The organism is Brevibacillus schisleri (genome assembly GCF_055685845.1).
On sequence record NZ_JBVNDM010000001.1, the window covers coordinates 6033845 to 6051348 of the forward strand.

At 41.3% G+C, this 17504-nt stretch carries 20 protein-coding genes; 3 read left to right on the forward strand and 17 right to left on the reverse strand.

Annotation, left to right across the window (positions count from 1 at the left end; all coding sequences use genetic code 11):
* Positions 1–55 precede the first annotated feature (55 nt).
* The 17 genes from ACUUHJ_RS28575 to ACUUHJ_RS28655 all read right to left on the reverse strand — a co-directional run bounded on the left by ACUUHJ_RS28575 (position 56) and on the right by ACUUHJ_RS28655 (position 13760).
* Entirely contained in the window at positions 56–427 is a 372-nt protein-coding gene (locus ACUUHJ_RS28575; RefSeq protein ID WP_472300658.1) for a hypothetical protein, read from the reverse strand.
* A 3-nt stretch (positions 428–430) separates the two neighbouring features.
* Positions 431–808 (reverse strand): flagellar export chaperone FliS, encoded by a 378-nt coding sequence (gene fliS, locus ACUUHJ_RS28580; RefSeq protein ID WP_472300659.1) that lies wholly within the window; start codon positions 806–808, stop codon positions 431–433.
* 12 nt (positions 809–820) lie between these two features.
* Positions 821–2305 (reverse strand): flagellar filament capping protein FliD, encoded by a 1485-nt coding sequence (fliD, locus tag ACUUHJ_RS28585; RefSeq protein ID WP_472300660.1) that lies wholly within the window; start codon positions 2303–2305, stop codon positions 821–823.
* An 11-nt stretch (positions 2306–2316) separates the two neighbouring features.
* Positions 2317–2655 carry a flagellar protein FlaG gene (locus tag ACUUHJ_RS28590; RefSeq protein ID WP_472300661.1) on the reverse strand — a complete coding sequence of 113 codons (339 nt, stop codon included), beginning with the start codon at positions 2653–2655 and terminating at the stop codon, positions 2317–2319.
* 82 nt (positions 2656–2737) lie between these two features.
* The gene (locus ACUUHJ_RS28595) at positions 2738–3811 is read right to left on the reverse strand and encodes a glycosyltransferase family 2 protein (protein WP_472300663.1); all 1074 of its coding nucleotides are present in this window, start codon (positions 3809–3811) and stop codon (positions 2738–2740) included.
* A 34-nt stretch (positions 3812–3845) separates the two neighbouring features.
* Complete coding sequence (locus ACUUHJ_RS28600; RefSeq protein WP_472300664.1) at positions 3846–5768, reverse strand: glycosyltransferase; 1923 nt, start codon at positions 5766–5768, stop codon at positions 3846–3848.
* A 69-nt stretch (positions 5769–5837) separates the two neighbouring features.
* Positions 5838–6656: a flagellin N-terminal helical domain-containing protein gene (locus ACUUHJ_RS28605; RefSeq protein WP_472300665.1), complete on the reverse strand. Its 819-nt coding sequence runs from the start codon at positions 6654–6656 to the stop codon at positions 5838–5840.
* A gap of 169 nt (positions 6657–6825) precedes the next feature.
* On the reverse strand, positions 6826–7065 hold the full coding sequence (gene csrA, locus ACUUHJ_RS28610) for a carbon storage regulator CsrA (RefSeq protein WP_088909702.1): 240 nt from the start codon (positions 7063–7065) through the stop codon (positions 6826–6828).
* Positions 7066–7069: 4 nt separating this feature from the next.
* Positions 7070–7492 (reverse strand): flagellar assembly protein FliW, encoded by a 423-nt coding sequence (gene fliW, locus ACUUHJ_RS28615; protein WP_472300666.1) that lies wholly within the window; start codon positions 7490–7492, stop codon positions 7070–7072.
* A gap of 14 nt (positions 7493–7506) precedes the next feature.
* On the reverse strand, positions 7507–8079 hold the full coding sequence (locus tag ACUUHJ_RS28620; protein WP_472300667.1) for a DUF6470 family protein: 573 nt from the start codon (positions 8077–8079) through the stop codon (positions 7507–7509).
* Positions 8080–8101: 22 nt separating this feature from the next.
* A complete protein-coding gene (gene flgL / locus ACUUHJ_RS28625; protein WP_472300668.1) occupies positions 8102–8989 on the reverse strand; it encodes a flagellar hook-associated protein FlgL in 888 nt (295 codons plus the stop codon).
* A 21-nt stretch (positions 8990–9010) separates the two neighbouring features.
* On the reverse strand, positions 9011–10483 hold the full coding sequence (gene flgK, locus ACUUHJ_RS28630) for a flagellar hook-associated protein FlgK (RefSeq protein ID WP_472300670.1): 1473 nt from the start codon (positions 10481–10483) through the stop codon (positions 9011–9013).
* Between the two features lie 12 nt (positions 10484–10495).
* Positions 10496–10987, reverse strand: coding sequence for a flagellar protein FlgN (locus ACUUHJ_RS28635; protein WP_472300672.1), 492 nt, complete (start codon positions 10985–10987; stop codon positions 10496–10498).
* A 72-nt stretch (positions 10988–11059) separates the two neighbouring features.
* Entirely contained in the window at positions 11060–11335 is a 276-nt protein-coding gene (gene flgM / locus ACUUHJ_RS28640; protein WP_106838057.1) for a flagellar biosynthesis anti-sigma factor FlgM, read from the reverse strand.
* A 110-nt stretch (positions 11336–11445) separates the two neighbouring features.
* Positions 11446–11874 (reverse strand): TIGR03826 family flagellar region protein, encoded by a 429-nt coding sequence (locus tag ACUUHJ_RS28645; protein ID WP_472300673.1) that lies wholly within the window; start codon positions 11872–11874, stop codon positions 11446–11448.
* 87 nt (positions 11875–11961) lie between these two features.
* Positions 11962–12741 carry a ComF family protein gene (locus tag ACUUHJ_RS28650; protein WP_472300674.1) on the reverse strand — a complete coding sequence of 260 codons (780 nt, stop codon included), beginning with the start codon at positions 12739–12741 and terminating at the stop codon, positions 11962–11964.
* Entirely contained in the window at positions 12738–13760 is a 1023-nt protein-coding gene (locus ACUUHJ_RS28655; RefSeq protein WP_472300675.1) for a helicase-related protein, read from the reverse strand. The genes ACUUHJ_RS28650 and ACUUHJ_RS28655 overlap by 4 nt, the downstream gene beginning before the upstream one ends.
* A 323-nt stretch (positions 13761–14083) precedes the next feature.
* Between ACUUHJ_RS28655 and ACUUHJ_RS28660 the strand changes: the two genes are divergently transcribed.
* From ACUUHJ_RS28660 to ACUUHJ_RS28670, 3 genes are all read left to right on the forward strand, one after another.
* Positions 14084–15448 carry a helix-turn-helix domain-containing protein gene (locus ACUUHJ_RS28660; protein WP_472300677.1) on the forward strand — a complete coding sequence of 455 codons (1365 nt, stop codon included), beginning with the start codon at positions 14084–14086 and terminating at the stop codon, positions 15446–15448.
* Positions 15449–15937: 489 nt separating this feature from the next.
* On the forward strand, positions 15938–16081 hold the full coding sequence (locus tag ACUUHJ_RS28665) for an aspartyl-phosphate phosphatase Spo0E family protein (protein ID WP_472300678.1): 144 nt from the start codon (positions 15938–15940) through the stop codon (positions 16079–16081).
* Between the two features lie 358 nt (positions 16082–16439).
* Positions 16440–17504: an HNH endonuclease signature motif containing protein gene (locus tag ACUUHJ_RS28670; protein ID WP_472300679.1), complete on the forward strand. Its 1065-nt coding sequence runs from the start codon at positions 16440–16442 to the stop codon at positions 17502–17504.

The window sequence follows — 17504 nt, forward strand, 5'->3', positions numbered from 1 at the left end:
AAAAATCAACTGCTTCGGTCAGAGGCAGTTGATTCTATCAGAAATATTATAGACCTTAATTTTTGGTATCAAAAAATGCTCCATAGCCTGAGAGATTAGATAAATTGTTATACCTGTTTGAAGCCACTTTTATCTGATTGAGTTCCTTCATCTTTTCTTCGATGGAGTTTCTTTCTTTGTTCATTAACGGATACAGCTTTTGGTCAATTCCAAATGCTTCTTGCAAATTCTGGAGAGCAGATGCCTCTAGATTGCCTCCCTTTTCAAGAAGCAAATCAATTTGGTCCATCACCTGTTGTCTCTCTTCTAACAAGCTATTCCACGTCTCAGGCTCAGATTCTTCAAGTAAAATACTTTTTTCAAGCTCACGTGTAATATGCAGAATTGTCGAAGCTAACCTCTGTAGTTCGCTAGGTTTAATACTCATGTGTTATCCCCTGTTTTTCGCCAATACCATAGCTTCCTTCCACGTATCTCTGAACTGAAGAAAAAAGCCCTCTACTTCTTCAATAGCTTCGATGTCTTTGCGTACATTCGCTTCGATCGTTCTTCTCAGCATATAGTCGTACATCGTTCGAAACTGCTGGGATATTGGATACTCATCATTTAGCGTAACAATCAATTCATTAATGATACTTTGTACCCTTTGGCAAGAATTATTGATTAGCTCAACATCTTTTTTTTGAATTCCTGCTTTTGCTAACTTCAAAAATTTAAGGGCGCCATTGTATAACATAAAAGTTAGTTCCGCTGGCGTTGCAGTTGTTGCCTGGTTTGTTTGATAGGACTGTGCAGCATTTTGTAACACAAGCATCTCCCCTTATTGTGATCCACCAAGCATATTGGCAAACCATGTACCTTGAGACTGGGTCTTCGCCATAGCCTTTTCCATCGCCGAAAATTTCTTCCAATAACGATTTTCCATGTCCTTCAAACGATCTTCCCAACGTTTAATATCTTTATTAAGAGTCTCTATGTTTCGGCTAAGTACACTTGTATCAGTTGTAGTTGTCGTGCTACCGGCCTTCTCTGATAACTGCTTCACTGCAATATCTATTTTATCATATAATCTCTGAGCCAAACCTGTTTTTCCAATATCATTCTTGTTATATTGAGTAAAGAGGTTAATAACTTTATCTGTATCTTTTTCTATAGCTTCACGTAACTTATTCTCATTTATATAGAGCTTTCCTTTTTCAAGATACGCATACTTTCCATTCGGTGCACCTGTGATTCCAATTTCGCTTAGCGTATCAAACAATGGATCTGCTCCATTCAATTTGGATGATAAAGCCATCCGCATTGAATCCAGCACGTTTGACAAAATCGGATCCCTTTGAAGAATCCCGCTCTTCGCCATATTCTCCAATTTCTCCGCTGTTTTCTCTGGAAGACTTTCTTTTTCTTCGTCAAGAAGCGGCTGATAGCCTTTATTCTTCTTCTCAGAAATTTTCCCATTTACTGTATCAATTAATTGATTATATTTATCCACAAAGTTTTTAAGTGTGTCAAATAATGCATCTCCATCGGTTTTTACGGAGATGGTTGATGGAGTAGTTGTTACTTGCTTTACTGTTATCTCAATACCATCATACATAAACGTATTGCCAGAAATAGTTTGCTTAATTCCATTAATTTCAACTTCTGCTCCAACACCTGGCGTACCCGCATTTGAGCTAGTAACATTGTTGAGGTTCCCCATCCCTAGCTTGCTTCCGTCACCATTTGTCACTTTCACATCAAAAGTTGAGCCATTACTTGAAGTTAAAACAATGCTATTGTTGAAATAGGTTGCGCTAACACCGGACCCTGACTGGTTAATTGTCGAAATTACTTTATCAATAGTGTCATTCGCATCAACCGTAATCTTTGAAGCCCCCGAACCTCCACTACTTGCAATTTCAAATTCAAAGCTGCTGCCAATTGCGGATGTAGAACCAGAAATCGAAGGATCAACTTGTAATTGAGCTGAAGCCGGCACCGCTGGTTGAGCCAACTTGTTTACTTTAATAGAATAGTTACTCAGTGATGGTGTACTTTTCGTAACCACTGAGACAGCTGACTCATTATCAGAGGTAGCTTTTTTCTTCGTAATATTCGAAGCAAAACGTAACGAATCCAAAGATCTTTGGAAATCGTACAATAATTTATTCATGTCACGATAACTATCTCTTCTCCATTCCTCTTGCTGCTTTTTGCGAAGCAGTTTGTTGAGAGGTTCTCTCTCAGCTTTCATTAAGTCTTTTACAATTTTTTCAGTGTCGAGGCCTGAAGCCATCCCACCAATGCGAATCGGACTAACCATTTGATTACCTCCTAAACTTTTTTGTCCACAAGGAGCCCTATCATTTCATGAAACTGAGCAACCATGTCTAACACTTTTCTTGATGGTACTTCTCGTACTACTTCATTCGTGTGATCATCAACAATTTGCACATAAAATTCGTTCAATTTTTCATGCATCGTAAATTTCAAGTGAGTGCTACTGTTCTGCATAAATTTGTTCAGGGTATCTAGCTCTTTTTTAATTCTATCTCTCTCTTGTGCTACTGGTACCGGTTCTTTTGGAATATCTCGTACGCTTTTAGTAGCTTCCCCCGATTGAAGATCTAACCCTGGCAATTTCCCCGGGTATTTCAACGAGTTAATTTCCATCTTTATCTCCCCTATTTCATCCCTTTACTGTAAGTATCGGCACCCTAGTATAAAAATTTGATACATCTATCGTAAATATTTGTCACATGAGTAGTTGTAATTGATTCAATCTCTCTTCTGCTGGCTGATAGCCACAGTTTGAGGCCTCCCGATAGTAATGCTCAGCCTTATTTATGATTCCAAATAATTCATACAACACCCCAAGATTATATGCCGCAAGAAAACTCCCTACTCCAACCACGCTATCATTATGATTGCTTTCCCCTAACTCAATGCAGGTCAGATACGACTCTTCAATCCAATCAATCATGTGGAGCCGGTTTTCCAAATCTTTCTGGACATAATCCATAAAAAACAAGCCTTTAACAAAATGAAAATCTGGAAAATGAGAGAGGCGCTTCTTTTCCTTGTCAATAATAGTAATTCCCTTATCTAGATTGCCATTTGCCATAATATTGTATAAGTAGTCGACTACTAATACTGGGGCATAGCCTTCTTCCCCAGTCAGTAAGGAGTATGCTTTTTCATAATATTGGTCTGCTGCACTGTAGTTTTTTCGGTTTTTCTCATTAATCGCTATATGATACAAAATGTATGGATTATCAGGCTGATCTTCGCATTCCAACAGCAGCAAGGGTAAGTTTCTATTCGTTTTATCTGTCTCGTAATAGCCAGAATGGTGTAACTCAATAGAGGTTGCGAAATGTGGCAAATCCGAAACAACTTGTTCATGGATACGTCCCTTGTAATATACCCCTTTTGGAAACAGTCTTGACGCTAACTGCCGTGAGTACTTTACTTCACCATTATCTAAGTATTTACTAACGATCAGTACACGTCCGATCGCTCTTTTCGTTTCGATGAAGAACCGCAAGCTCTTCTCAGCCTCACCTACAAGGTATTCATCGGCGTCTAAAACAAGATTCCAGTCACTATTTGCTTTTTGTAAAGCGAAATTGCGAGCATTTGCAAAATGGTTATCCCAATGATAATCGTAAATTTTTGCTCCGAACTGTTCGGCAATGAACTTGGTTTTGTCTGTTGACCCTGTATCAACGATAATCATTTCATCAACCAAATTGACTACACTTTGTAAGCAGCGAGCCAAATATTTTTCCTCATTCTTTACGATCATAGTAAGGCTAACGGTAGGCATAAAGAATCCTCCGAATCATAAGATCAGTTAATAATTAATGAGTAATAATAGATTTTAAATAAGGTGAATCTGGGTAATATTGCATAGCTGCTTGCGATACTTGAGCTGCACCAGCTAAATCTCTTACCCTCATCAAGATCGTGAGCTGCCATTCGTAAACAGCATACTCATTAGGATTTAACATCTGTGCCTCTTTCAATAGAGAAATTGCTTGCTCCCAATCACCAAGCAAATACAAACATTTGGCCATTTTGATCAATATGGCACTTATAGTTGATTTTGTTAGTGTGTCTGATTCTTTTTCCAAATAAAACTGATAGAATTCTATGGCAAAGTTATATGCCTGATTTTCGTAGAAACACTCCGCCGTAATCAACAATTGTTGATACTGGTCAATCAGCTCAGCGTATTCTAATAGCTGCTCCCAACAATTTAGTCTAATTAGTGCGTGGATAAAGTAGGAGAATTCTTCTGGGTCAATCCCCTGTTCCGCTCGATTAATAAGGGCGAGTAGAGAAGGTGTCATGAGCTGGGAAACACTGTCTAAATATGTAACATCCGCAGATAGGAATGCGGCAACCACCATGTTTACCCTGTCTTCAATATGATTGGATTGAAGAAATCTATCTTGGAACAGTGCTGCTGCCTGTACATATTTTCCCTGTAACATTTGGTATTGCGCATATACCTTTGATTGCGCAATTGTCGTCGGATCATGTAAAAGTCCATAAAAGTGGCTAGCTAATTCTTTATTTCCTACTTCCACAGAAGCATTCAACAGTAACAGGATATCCCTAGGATCATCTCGAACGTCATACAAACTCGAGATAACTGATAAGGTATTTTCCCATGATTCATGGAGAGAGAAAACTTTTAACATTTCAGTCAAGCTTCGATAGTTCGCTTTATCGAGTTGAATTGCTTTTACAAAACTCTCCACACTTTGTGGTAAATCGTTTAAAGAAAGATAAAGCTGTCCTATGATTGTTAATACTTTAGTTGCATTGAAATAGGCACTTGATTGAGCCATAGATAACTTAGTCGATCGCTCAATTCCCTCATTGAATGCCTCAATTGCATCACGAGTACGATTGGAGGCCCGATATATATCACCTAAGAAGAAATAAAAGTCCGGATACTCAGGATGACTCGAGATAGCTGCATGAATGGTCTCCGTAATCTTACTCTGAGGGTACTCCAATTTGAGCATACAATTAATTACATTGACATAATTTTTCTCATAAAGCCCAACCAGTGTTGCATTTTGAAACTGCAATGCTTTTTGAGCATATGTAAGTGCTTCCTCAAAACTCTGGTTAATCATGTATGATTCTGAGATATAAAAAGCCAAATCACTCCGATTCGGATGATTATCCCACTCTTTGAATAATAACTGCAGGTTTCTCTCGCTCTTATTCTTACTCTGAACGATCTCTTGTGAATATCCGGTGTGAATTATGGATAGTTGATCCTTTGCATCGAATATCTTCATAGGACCACCGTTTTTCATCACTCTTTCATGAATGGCACCTACATATCGAATACTTGGATCGTTGCGAAAAATTCTAATATGCAAAGAGGCATTAATCGTCTTTTGGACTGATTTATCTATATTAACAATCATCCCTAAAATAAAATCTCTGTTTTGTTCCTCTGCTTTATTCAGCATGCTTATCATATGTTTGATAGAATCCTGCGAAAGAAACTCATCAGCGTCCAAAAAAATGATCCAGTTTCCACTTGCCTTAGATAAAGCAAAGTTACGAGCCGCAGAAAAATCATCGATCCAATCAAAGTGATAGACCGATGCCTGATACTTTTTAGCGACCGCGACCGTACCGTCAGTAGACCCTGTATCAACAACAACAATTTCAGAAGCAATCCCTTTTACACTTTCCAAGCAAGCAGGCAGATTTTGTTCTTCGTTCTTAGTAATAACACATGCAGAAACTTTCATAATCAGTTTCCTTTCAGATAGAAAAAAAAGAGAGCAAGGATTGCTTGCTCTCTTTTTTCTTTAAAATGATTAACGCAACAGTTGCAGAACACCTTGTGGCAGTTGGTTAGCTTGAGCAAGCATAGCTTGGGAAGCTTGAGTAAGAATGTTGTTCTTAGTGAAAGCCATTTGCTCTTTCGCCATATCCAAGTCACGGATACGGGATTCAGCTGCTTGCAGGTTTTCAGCAGTTGTATTCAGGTTGTTAATGGAGTTCTCCAAACGGTTTTGGTTAGCACCCAAGTAAGAACGTGCGGAGCTCACTTTGTTGATTTGATCTTCGATATCTGCCAATTTACCATTTGCAGCAGTTTGGTCAGCAAATTGGTAACCAGCAAAAGCAGTGTCTACTGCGCTAATGTCGAAGCTAGCAGCAGTCAAAGTCAGCGTTTGAGCAGATTCAATACCGATTTGCAGTGTAACATCTTGGGAACCATCCAACAGTTTGATACCGTTGAATTTAGTGTTGTCCTTAATGTTTGTTACTTCTTTTGCCAGCTCACCGATTTCTTCGTTGATGCGAGCCAGGTCGTTAGTTTTATCGTAAGTTCCGTTAGCAGCTTGAGTTGCCAGTTCTTTTACGCGAACCAGGATGTTGTTAACTGTTTGCAGAGCACCCTCAGCTGTTTGTACCAGAGAGATACCGTCTTGCGCATTGCGAGCTGCTTGATCCATACCGCGGATTTGGGAACGCATACGCTCAGAGATGGAGAGACCAGCAGCATCGTCAGCAGCACGGTTGATACGGTAGCCAGAAGACAATTTCTCTACGTTTTTGGAGAGAGCACCAGTGTTTACACCCAGTTGACGGTGAGTGTTCATTGCAGACATATTGTGGTTGATAATCATGTTCTATTCCTCCTTGATTTCGAGAGCCACATCCGTGTGGCTATACATTATATCAGGTATGAAAGCAATCGCGCGCTTGCTCTCTTACCCTTACATTTATATTATCGGAAGCATTGAACCAAGACTTTATACCTTTTTTGCTTTTTGAGAAAAAATTAGTAGTTTTTTATTAATCATTTTCCTTTGCATGGTCCATTAGATCTTTCAAGGCATTCCAATCTATATTTCTGCGTGATGCTTGAAGATTTTCCTCTGTGATTGCGATATAAATCTCTTTCCGATACACAGCTACATCTTTTGGAGCCTCAATCCCTAAACGAATCGAGTCTCCTTCTATTGAAAGGATTTTGATCTCAATTGAATCACCAATCATGATTGACTCATTCTTTTTCCGGGAGAGTACAAGCATGCTATCATCCACCCCCCGGCTTCGCACTTTTCTTCAAGAACGAATGCTGGACTTCGAAATCTTCATCAAGAATGACTTGTTTAGCCATCCTATTCTCGATGTTTATGACAATCGGTGCCTTCAGATTGGCAGTTATACTTCCTTGTCTGGAGGTTACAATATTTAGAACCACTAATGAGGTGTCGTCAGCTAGTCGAAGGTCTTTCGTAACTTGCGCTTTCAATTCAAACTGATAATCTGTAAACAATTCGAATGGCTCCACTACCCAAAAAGCAACTGAATTATCTTCCATCGATTGTAATAAATAGAAGGGCGTTCCGGCCTCCTCTTGCATAAGTTGAAAAAATTGCAAATGGGAAAAACCCGGAATTCCTTCTTCGAAATATACTTTCCCTATTTCCGGCACATGGTTAGCAGTCTTTTTCATTTCGTTACCCCTTCTTAAATCAGCCGATTGACTTGGCGGTCAACCACCTCAATATTCAAACGGTTGTATTGCTGCATGTAAACCTGGACATCTCCCGGGGTGTATTTCAGTATTGGTGACTGAATTCTTGTCTCGTTTTGATATCCTCTCGTCTGTACCTTAATGTCCAAGTTACCTCTCTGATAAGATACGTTCACTCCTTCGTCCGGAAGCAAAGGAGTGGTTAAAGGGGTCGTGGGTAATTCCATCTTCATAGCAGCTTGTTGCGGTATTGGATCTTGTCTATTCTCGATCGCACGAAGCTGATCTCCTTCTTCGCTAATTCGAGCAATAGCTTCAAATCCTTGCTGCTTGCCGAACCCGGCATTGTCGTCACTAACTTCAGAAGCAGTAGGAATACCAGAGTTATAACGTGCTCGACTAGAATCAATTGTCATAGTACCCGGCTCTTGTTTTATTTCCATAATAGCCGGTTTTTGACTAAGGCTCAAATCTGCTTTTGGTTGTTCAATTTCTTGTACGGGCTTTTGAATATTTAAGCCTATTCTTGCAAAAGCGCTCTCCATCCTCAAACTAGCAATGGCCATATCTTCATCCCCTTATTCCCGGCTAACGAAGAAAATCTATTAATGTAGGCTGAATGATTCTTGCACCCGATGAGAGTGCAGCACGGTGCACATTTTCCTGCGCTTTAAGGTCTGTCATTACTTCTGCAGCGTCAGCATCTTCATTTTTAGTCATTAGACCAGTAATGGAAACCTCACTTTTAGAAAGACGATCTTCTACTAATTCCAAACGGTTAACCCGTGCCCCTAAAGTTGAACGTTCCGTCAATACGTTATCCATTTGTTGAGAGACATCATCGCTATAAACTGCTGCAGACTTTCCATTTTCCAGTTCAACAATCACCTTGTCTAGTAAATCAAATACATTATTTGTAGCAGGATTATTAAACACATTTTGTGCATTAATATTGATAGGAACAAATGTATCTTCGCTAACCTCTAAACGGACCGGGGTACTGTTTGTATTTATAAATTTACCTGTTGCCACATCATAAGGAGGATTCTGCGTATCCGAGCCTGCAAAAATATGACGACCATTTACAGTCTGATTTGAAACATGACCAACGTGATTCTTTATTTCTTTTATCTCCATAGCCATCATTTTCAAATCATCCTTGGACATCGACCCGTTTCCTGATTGCACAAGCAATTCTTGAACCCGTTTCAAGACGTTTCCGACTTCATCTAATGCCTGATCCGTAGTATCTAGCCAACTCAACCCTTCAGAAGTATTCTTTGTAAACTGCTCGTTTTCCATGAGTGAAGAACGATAAAACATTCCTCTTACTACTACTACTGGATCATCGGAGGGTTTGGAAACCTTTTTACCCGAAGAAAGCATTTCTTGCAGCTTATCCATACTCCCCATAGAGTTATTCAAATTACGGAGCATATTATTGTTCAACATGTTCTGTGTTACACGCATTGCCATTTGTTATACTCCCCCACTGGCTTACAGACCGACACGGCCCATGCCATTGATGATTTTATCCAGAATCTCGTCAACCGAAGTAATTGATCTTGCTGCCGCGTTATAAGCATGTTGATATTTCACAAGGTTGGACATCTCTTCGTCAATAGAAACGCCTTTAATGGACTCGCGCTGACCCTCTACCATACCAACCAACTTTTCAGCATTCTTTTGATTCCGAATTGCTTCTTGTCCCATAACGCCTGTTTCGCCTACGGTATATCGGTAAAAATCGTCCAATGTTGTGGCCTCTTTAAAATCATTCGGGCCGACTCCTGCCGAAATTACCTTGAATTTAATCGCTGCCATAGCCAAAGCGTTTTCATTGTTACCAGTATTACCAACGCCACCTTCTGGTTTGGCTGCTGCAATAGCGTCCAAGCTATTCAAAATGGCAGGGTTAATTTTGATATTGGTTGCTCTAGTTGGATAATTCGGTGCACCTTTCGTACCATCAACGAAGAATGGTATTTGTTGAGCCGTACCGTTTTTGATATCGCTAATACTCAAACCTGATTGGTGAACATCATTGATCTCTTTCGTCAGGTTAATCGCCAAAAGATCGAGACGTTTCATAGTGCTTGGAACCAACACATCCCTACCCTCAAGCATAGCAGCCATTGAACCAGAGGTTGGAATATACTGAGCCCCACTGATTGTCAGATCGTTTACTCCAGTTACCGGGTTTCTTACAGCTGTTACGGGGCTCGCAGTACTTCCAGTAACCAGATCACGTCCATCTACCTGGATATTGACCATACCGTTATCTCCGTTAGTTACCGTAACGGGTAACATCTTGGCCACCTTGTCGATTAGCACGTCTCTTTGATCGTACAGATCATTCGGGACATAACCATGTGGTACAACGTCATTAATCATCTTGTTGACAGAGGCGATTTGCGAAGCGAGAGAATTAAGCTCGAACGCTTTAGTCCCAACCATTTTATCCATATCACTATGGACTTCGTCTAATTGCTTGTACAGACTGGAGAATGTTTCCGCAACTGCTACAGATCGCTCTCGAACAACTGCACGTGCAGACGGGTTAATAGGATCTTTGGATAGATCCTGCCATGCCTGCCACATTTGATCCATCACTTTTTGCAACCCCGTCTCAGAAGGTTCTTGGTAGATTGCCTCAATTTTCTGCAATACATCCACTCGTTCGTCCCAGTAACCTTGTGACTTAACTTCATTCCGATATTGAGTATCTAAAAATCCTTCACGCATGCGCTGAACATCAGTTACCATAACACCTGTCCCAAGCAAGCCAGCTTCTCTACTCATATTCAATCCCACATAAGGAAGACCAGGAGTAGCTACCATGTTAACCCGTTGGCGTGAATAGCCTTCTGTATTCGCATTAGAAATGTTGTGTCCAGTTGTATTTAAAGCAGATTGTTGAGCAAACAGGCCTCGTTTTCCCAGTTCTAATCCATGAAAAGTAGAGCGCATTTCGACACCTCTTTATGCTTTTTTGTTGAAAAAAGTTCGATTTGGCTGACGATATGTATCCGAGGTTGGTCTTCCGTAGATAAAGTCGTCCTCAGGTGTATCCGTTATCAGATCAAGCGTCATGTTTACAAAAGAAAGGGATTGCTCCAGTAACTGCTGATTCAGGTCGTTAGCCTCGCGCAGTTCGGTCACAATCCGGCTTAGCTCATTACGACTGGAAGTGAGGCGCATTTTCTCTTCCGCACTGGTCGTCAACTTGATCAATTCAGCCAGTGTGCCTTCTTGCAGCGCAAAGCCCTTCTGTGCTGTTAGTTCTGTTACTACTTGCTGGCGGGCTGCTTCAGCTTCTGTGACGCCCTTGATCAATTTTTGCTCCTGTCGTGTTATGGCTACTAGTTCATCCACATCCCCTTTTACCAGCACATCTTTCTTGTGCATAGCTAAGGTGTACAAGGCTTTGTGCAACTGGATCAAGTTGTCGAGCAGATCGTAGAGTCTATTCATCCTTGCTTCTCCTCATCTTCCATCGAAAACTATTCAAAGAGGCTTATTCAAAAAAGCCTCATTTGATCTGTGTTACAGCTTCTTCCAAAAAGAAAGGAGCTTATCAGCGATCCGCTCACTTGAGACGTGATATTTTCCTTCCTCCACTTGCTTTTTTAACTGCTCCACTTTTTCCCGACGTTGTGGAGAATTGACATCTTCTACTTGCCTTTGCATTTCCAATGCTTCTGTGGAAATGTTCACTTCATCCTTGCCCATCGGGATTTTGCCGCTTTTGCCTACCTGGTTGTTGCCCGTCTTGTTGTAAGCATTAATCATCCCGACACGGTTAGGTTCATTAATCCGCATCTGATTACCATCCTCTCAAACCACCGGTGTTTTCAATGAAAAAACCGATGATTACTCTTAGTAGTATCATCGGCAAATTCATGCTCTACGATTAGTTTTTTTGCATAAAACTATTCGTCACTATTCTGCTTTCTTCGATAAGCTGCTTGGGCTAGTTGAGCTCGTTGGAATTCTTCCAACCTCTGTTCTACCTCGGTTTCTTGCGTGATTTCGTGCTTCAAGCCTTTTAGACAAGCTTCGCATATGTTGCCTGTTCGAATCAAGAAACCGCAACGCTCACATGGGTATCCAAGATTTGGATTACCAGCAACCGAAATGCGCCCTTCCTTGATAAACTTCGTAATTTGCCTCACGGTTACACCAGTAGCTTCGCTCACCTGGTGAATATTCGATCCGCGATTTTCTCGCTTACGCAAAAACTGGGCGCATGCTTCATATTCTTGTTCGACTTCTTTAATGCAATTGGGGCAAATGTCACGGACTGCTTGTACAAATACAGCATCACACCGCGAGCAGTTTGCCAACTTGCCCATAGACATATCGGACAACCCCTTTTCCGTTCAAAAAGTTCATACGGTTCCATATCTGTTGTATGCCTACATCATAGCTTAATTTTCCCAAACTGGCTATCGGTATATTGTCAAGGAGTACATATCACAGCTTGGCCCCAAATACTCTCTGATTGTCCTCGCGCAAGAACGCAACGTCGAACCAGTCGTATAAATATCGTCAAGGAGCAGGATTTTAGCAGCAGCAGGCATTTCCTGGCCATCCCACACAAAAGCTTCTCGCATGCTTTCGTGACGTGCTGCCCTCCCTTTTTGCTTGCTTAGCTTTGGGGTGTCCTTCGCCCGGAGAAGCAACGGTTTGACAGGAATTTTGATTACTGCTCCTAAATGACGAGCCAGCAAGTCAACCTGATTGAAGCCGCGTTCCCTCAATCGCTGTGGATGAAGGGGAACCGTCGTGATACAGGTAAACCCCATAGATCTGTAATAACGCTGAACCGTAATGGCGAGAAGCGTACCGTAAAATGAAGCTAGCCGTTCGTCACCGCGGTATTTAAACACTCCGAGCAAATCCCTCTCTCCCTTTTCATAGCGAAGCAAACTCCGATTTGCCACCAATATTTGACCATCTTCCCCATGAACACAATCCCTGCATAGCCCTTCATTGCCGATACTAGCCTGCAACTCCCTATCACGCCCGCACCGTTGGCAAATATCATGCCCAATCAACGGTAAAGCATCAAGGCAAGCTCCACACAACATAATCCGTTTTAACATGCGATAGGTGACCGGATAGCCCGCCTGATCCGATAGCTGCCGCGCTTTTTCTCGAGCGACCGATTCCTTTTGAAATGCTAGGATACGCCCACCACAACGGACACACACCCCACTGGTCATGAATGCCCCCTTTGCTCCGCCAGCCTTTGAGCCAAACTGTTCATCTGTGAAATCTGCCTGACAGCCCGCTTTGGAGAAGTAGATCGTTCTGCTTGTAAAAATAGAACGCTACCTGTCGTATCATCGACTGACCGCCCAACTCGCCCTGCTATCTGAACCAATGACGCCTCGTCAAATACTGGCGCCTCCGCACCTACCACTACTACGTCACTCTTTGGTATGGTCACACCCCGCTCCAGAATCGTTGTCGTCACCATGACGGTATAACGTTTTTCCCGAAAGGCGAGTACCTTCTCCTCCCGCATAGGGTCTGCCGCATGAACACCAGCCATCTCCCCCACATGAGCAGGAAGCCACTTGCGAAGGTATGATAGCACCCTGTCAATTTCATCAACCCGCGGTACAAAAACAAAAACTTGTCGGTCTTTATTCAGAGATGTACGCACCGCATCAATAAATGGCGCCACGATTCGATTCGTCTGAACGCGCTTATGTAAGCCTTGTACCGTGAGAATCTTGGGGACAGGAAGCGCAGCACCATGATAGCGCCCAGGCAACAGAACATGCGTATCAGAGAAAAGCGGTATCGCCCCAGACGAGCCTAGGGTTGAGCGTCCTTTTCTAACGAGCCGCTTTTGCAAATATCCCGGAGGTGTCGCACTTAAATAAAGCAGCTTCCCATTCTTTTTCACCGCTCTGGATAGAGCGCGATACAAAATAGGATCATTATGATATGGGAACGCGTCAGCTTCGTCGAGAATGACCAGTAAAAAACGCCGATGGAAGCGCATAACCTGGTGCGTAGTCGCAATCGTGATGTCACTCTCTTCCCACTTTTCCGAGCTCGAACCGTGGACGGCAATCACTTTAGCCCCTGGAAAAACCCGCTGAATCCTCGGAGCCAGCTCCAGCACGACGTCTTTTCGCGGTGTCGCAATCAAAACACGACCACCAGCAGCAAGTGCCTCTGTAACCGAAGGGAATAACAGCTCTGTTTTGCCTGCTCCACAATTAACCAATCATGAATACTAAAATTATCATAAATATGCCTCGGTCATATCAATCGAGGCATTTATTGCATATTTAATGAAGGAACTCGTTGCCTTTCTGTAATCCTTACTCCGCCTTCACAAATTTTTCAATGTATTTTGCCGTTCTTCCTTGGTGAAAATCTGGTACATCGTTTTTTGGACTTCCAACCATTGTTGATACAGGGTGTACTCTAAATGAAAAAATCATGCAGGACGATAGTCCTAGTTACCAAATATTTACATTCAAATATTCTTTCTGTAAAATAAAGGAAGTTTGACGGTTTCTTGTGTTAAGGAGGAGTAGATTTAATATGGTGGAAAGCAAGGTAGTTCAATTAACACTACGATCTGAGATACAAAAAAACATAAAAGTGAATGGATTTACACTTAGCAAACTAAGTGAATTGAGTGGTATTAGTACGGGACATTTGAGTGAGATGTTAAATGGCAATCCACAGCGTTCCATAACTGTGGGGCAATTGGATGCTATGGCTACTGCTTTTGGATTTGCTGCTGGATGGCTGTATGAATTGTACCCGGAAGAGTGTTTCGCTAAAGACAGGATATCTCGGCCGCGTGCAATCCCATACCTAATCCGGTGCGCCGAAATTGGTCTTCAAGATTGCATTCAACAGGTAGTTTCTAGATTGCTGGATGATCGAAAAAATTTGGATATCCTCTTTTCAGTGGCAGAGCAGCTTTTTGAAAATGGGAAGAGAAAGGAGTCTGTTCCGTTTTACAAGCTCGTGATTGAAAATGAGAAGGACAGCCATTCAGACCGATTTGCAATAAGTCAGTATAAATTGTTTCGAGCATCTCAAGGGGCAGATTCAGAAGAAAACTGGAAAGCGGTTATTCGGTTTGAACTTTACCGAACACGATTGCCGGAAAATTACCAATTGGATGGTCTAATTCATTTGGCGAATGCGTGCTTTATGTTACGGAAGTGGAAGGAAGTGGAAAGTTACGCCAATGAATTACGCTCGCTTGCTATGAAGGTTTATCAAAATGAGTTACGCAAAAAGAAAAGTGGAAAGACCCTTGAGCCGTTAAGAACAGAACGCCATTTAGTTGCGTACTATGGACAAGGATTTCTTGCTAAAGGTGTCGCACTACAAATGCAAGGCTTGTATGAAGAAGCGAAAAAATGTGTCCAAGGCTATGCAGACCTTGGTTGGTTTGAACTTCTAGATGATACTGGTCGTAAAGTAGTTGAGGAATACAAGGTTTGGGCAACAGCCAATTTGTATACGTATGATTTGCTGATGGGGAAAACCGATCTATTGCCCGATTATCTGAATTTCTTATCCAAGTATCCGGAAGAAATACCAGCCGGACTCTTGACAATCATGGAAGCCGCCAGTAAATACGACATTGCTATCGATGATATTTTGGAACAGTATGCCGGAGAAATAGATCGCTTTTCTGAATACAATAATCCGGTAAATATTGGCAGACACTATAATTTTCGGTATCATAAAATTGTATACGAGCTGAAAAAAGGACGCATTCCAAATGCACTCGAAGAAATCTTATGCTGTCTTGACTTAGCTGATCAATTAAAGGATCACGAAGCATTTAAACGCTGTACATCATTATTTTGGGAACATCGTCAACATGCCTCAGAGCAACATGAACGAGTTTTTCAAGAAATTATAGGGAGGTTCGAAGAATGAAACTGAAGATGTTTTCGTTATCATTTGCACTATTTTTTAGCCTTTGCATCGGCATTGTAAACAGTGAAACATCATCCTCTAATGCAATGAGCAGTCCAAATGTGACGACCTATACTCATGGGATGGGTTAAACCAAAAAAGTCATTACCTTTAAACTCGAAACGAGCCTTAGAAGCATCTATAGGCTCGTTTTTCTTTAGCTGTTTTGTAGTTCTGAAAAGCGTCGTCTTTTGCAGGGTTCCCATTTGGGAGGTATTTTTAAGTTTCCCTATTTTTCTAAAAAGTCATTTTTTGGGAAACTATTGTATAGTTTTATTTGTAAGAAAAAGGGAGGTGAATACCATAGGAGCTATTGCACATAAAAAGGGCGCTCCACCCCTTTGCCAGGTAACAGGAACGCCCACACGAGGAGCGGTTACAGCTCCTATAAGTAAATGTACCACGCTACCTTTAGATCGGGAAGGAGGAAATTATCAGGATATAGAGCATTTGAATAACATTGTGGAACAATTGCGAGAACAACTGGTGCAATTGTTTTTAGAGAAGAATGATTTGTTGCATGATGACGTCGTGGAATTAAGCCAGCAATTGGATCAGTACATTTTAGCAATTCAATCAAAAATGATGAATTGATGGTATCGATAACATAAAGAAACATTGTATCTACTATGCCATCAGCGGCGAACGTTGCACACGCAAGAGCTGTCGCTTGGGGACGCTAGTTCCATCTGAAAAGGCTGTTCTATTCCCTCGACAGGTTCAGCAAGGCCCTCCACTGTAGATGCAGTTGCAACTTCAGTAAGCAAGCAAGTGCATCATGCCGCGATTAGAACAGGAAGTGCAATTGATGACAAAACGGGTAGTTTAGCCAACAGCTGAGTTCACAACTGACTCCCCTCAGTCATAATCCCTGTTAGTTTAAGGTCATCAAAATGCTGGCGATACTAATAATAGGCGAGATTAAACTATTTAGTTGAATGGAGCTGAAGTTATGTTTTTCTACAAAAGAAAGACCTCTCTTCTTTTGATCCTATTACTTTTGTTAGTTACAGTTATTCCTACTTTCGCTTCTGCCGAGAATAATACAAATGCTACCTCTGCTACCTCTAATGATCTTCATATCGAAATGACAGATGATATTACTTTAGAAGATCTGGCTATATATCTTGAAGATCCAAGAGTTCTCGAAAGTAATGATGTAACTGTCATTCAAGATAAGCAAATATCTGAGGAAATTATGGATGGTGAGGTAAATGCTAAACCCGGCATTATCGTTGCCAAATTTAAACTTCCTAAAGAAGAAAAAAACCAATCAAATGCAGAATTAGGGGAAGAAGATAAGGAGAAGGCGCAGTTAGCTGATGGCGGAGCAGTATTTTATCTTGAGCTAGACAATGATGTATTATATAGACAAGTAAAGACTAGAGTAAAACTGGTTTCGCTGATAATCCCTCGGGGAGCAAAGAAACCAGATTGGTGGAATGCTGATTTGGCTTTAAGTGCTGCTACAGAAAGAAATGGGAGCTATATAGTAGAAAAGAGAGAGGATATTAAATGGGATAATCCTATTGTTGGTTCTTACACAAATTGGGTCACATATTACCTTAAAGACGCCCGATTTTGGCAATCAGTTGCTAGAATGACACCTTATTTTGGAAAAGTCCCTGCTGGTGGCAGTCTTACTGTTTTTGCGCCAGATAAAATTTTGTTAAATCGTAAAGCTTATGGCTATCCCTACTATAAAGATCCTATCTCTCAGCAGATAATGCCTGAACCCGAGACTACAACTTGGACTAAAGTCCATTCAGACTATAGGGTGCCTTGGACCAACAAAGAGCGAGAAGAATATAAGGATTGGTATCGAAAGCAATATAAAACCAACTTTGATTTTGTTGGATATGAAATTCATCATATAAGACCAAGGGCTTATGGTGGATCTAATGATCCGATAAACTTGATACCTCTACCAGAATCATTTCATAGAAGTACGGTGTCACCATGGTTTACGGGATATGGTGCAGGAGACAACCCGTGTACTGATGAAATAATTGATTGA